Here is a 1,240-nt window from a genome sequence, read left to right on the forward strand (position 1 = left end):
TCGGTCGTTGGGTCGATCTGCGCGATCAGAGAATCGAGCGCCTGGCTCGCCTGCGCATCGCTGATTTTTGGCACTAGTACCCACTTTTCTTGGAACGTGAGTCGTGATTCAAGGTCGGGATGATACCCGAAGCAAGAGAAGTCCACCTTTCGAGGAAAGATCGCAAGGTGCTTGAGGCGTGCTGTCGCTCACCGGTGACGTTGCAGCGCGATTTGAAGCGGGCGCGGATAGTTCTGTTGGCGGCGGATGGGCGCAGCACCCGGTCGATCGCCAAGGAAGTTGGGGTCCAGCCGCGGATTGTCAGCCTTTGGCGGCATCGCTATGCCGACCATGGCCTTGAAGGGCTGCAAGACAAGCCGCGGCCTGGCAAGCAGCCGATCTATACGAAGACGACCGACAAGCGGATTCTGAAGCTGCTGGATAAGCCGCCACCGCAAGGGTTTGCGCGCTGGACCGGCCCCCTGCTGGCCGAGGCGCTGGGCGATGTCGATGTCCAATATGTCTGGCGGTTCCTGCGCAGCCACAAGATTGACCTGGTGGCTCGCAAGTCCTGGTGCGAGAGCAACGACCCGAACTTTACGGCCAAAGCCGCCGATGTTGTCGGCCTCTATGTCGCGCCGCCGGCGAAGGCCATTGTGCTGTGCGTGGACGAGAAGCCCTCGATCCAGGCTTTGGAGCGAGCGCAGGGTTATCTGAAGTTGCCCAATGGCCGCGCCTTGACCGGCCAAAGCCACGATTACAAGCGGCATGGCACCACAACATTGTTTGCGGCGCTCGAAGTCGCCACCGGAAAGATCATCGCGACCCATTCAAAACGCCGGCGCCGCGTCGAGTTTCTCGATTTCATGAACAGCGTCACCGCGGCTTTTCCGAACCGCAAGCTTCACGTCATCCTCGACAACCTCAACACCCATAAAAAGAACGAGGACTGGCTCAAGGCCCACCCCAACGTGCAATTTCATTTCACGCCGACAAGTGCGTCATGGCTCAATCAGGTCGAAGTATGGTTTTCCATCTTGCAGGGGCAGTCGCTCAGCGGCACCTCCTTCACGAGCCTCAAGCAGCTTCAGGAACACATCGATGCCTACGTCAACGCATACAACGACAGAGCCGAGCCCTTCGTCTGGACCAAGAAAAAGGTCCGTCAACGCCGTTTCAAAGGCCGCCGTATCACTCAGCTCTGATTCCGGGTACTAGGACACCGGAAAGACAGCCCGGTTTCAGCCGAACCGGTTTCGGT

General features: G+C 58.9%; 1 protein-coding gene. It reads left to right on the plus strand.

Annotated elements, in window-relative coordinates; all coding sequences use genetic code 11:
- Positions 1–119: 119 nt before the first annotated feature.
- A complete protein-coding gene (locus tag JQ631_RS32190; protein ID WP_026192128.1) occupies positions 120–1,184 on the plus strand; it encodes an IS630-like element ISRj1 family transposase in 1,065 nt (354 codons plus the stop codon).
- Positions 1,185–1,240 lie beyond the last annotated feature (56 nt).

It is taken from the genome of Bradyrhizobium manausense (genome assembly GCF_018131105.1).
GTDB classification, from domain to species: domain Bacteria; phylum Pseudomonadota; class Alphaproteobacteria; order Rhizobiales; family Xanthobacteraceae; genus Bradyrhizobium; species Bradyrhizobium manausense_B.

Bases quoted from the DNA above. Each gene is read 5' to 3' on its own strand.
- JQ631_RS32190 (WP_026192128.1), top strand. From the start codon at position 120: ATGATACCCGAAGCAAGAGAAGTCCACCTTTCGAGGAAAGATCGCAAG.